Consider the following 498-nt stretch of genomic DNA (forward strand, 5'->3'; position numbering starts at 1 on the left):
CCAAAGGCCAACCATGCACTAACTTTCAAACTGGACCACTCAAGTGGGGCTGCTCACCCCTCCAGGGGCAGATCCAGGCCAGCGCCCTCCGCCGCAGGCGGCAGCACGATCCGCGCCACCAGTGCCCGCAGCGCCTCCTTGGCTTCATACATGCCTTCGGCAGAGCCAGCTTACCGTCATTTGGGTCGGAGTCTCCGCTTGTCGCATTCACGATCAGGTGGAACGTCGGGTTCAAAAGTGTCTCAGAAAGTCTATAGCTGTTCTGTGACCGCACGCCCCAGGCCCGGATGTCCTGCCCTTGGAACTTCCCGAATTGATGCATGGCTTCAATCCCATAGTACAAAGCACCTTTTTCGCCGTAATTTCCCCCGCCAATGACTGCAAACTTGCTGGTCCGGTCAATACCGGCGAAGAGATACAGTTTGCCCTCCGCAGTCTGCACCTCGGCAATATTTATATGAAAAAAGCCGATAGGGCAGCGCTTGGGCTTCTGCCACT

The 498-nt window shown here is 56.8% G+C and carries 1 pseudogene; it reads right to left on the bottom strand.

The features are described 5' to 3' along the window. Positions 1 to 379: 379 nt before the first annotated feature. Positions 380 to 498, bottom strand: a pseudogene (locus tag L1069_RS23925) (IS481 family transposase); the annotation flags it as partial.

The organism is Leisingera sp. MMG026, from assembly GCF_021654205.1.
Taxonomy (GTDB): domain Bacteria; phylum Pseudomonadota; class Alphaproteobacteria; order Rhodobacterales; family Rhodobacteraceae; genus Leisingera.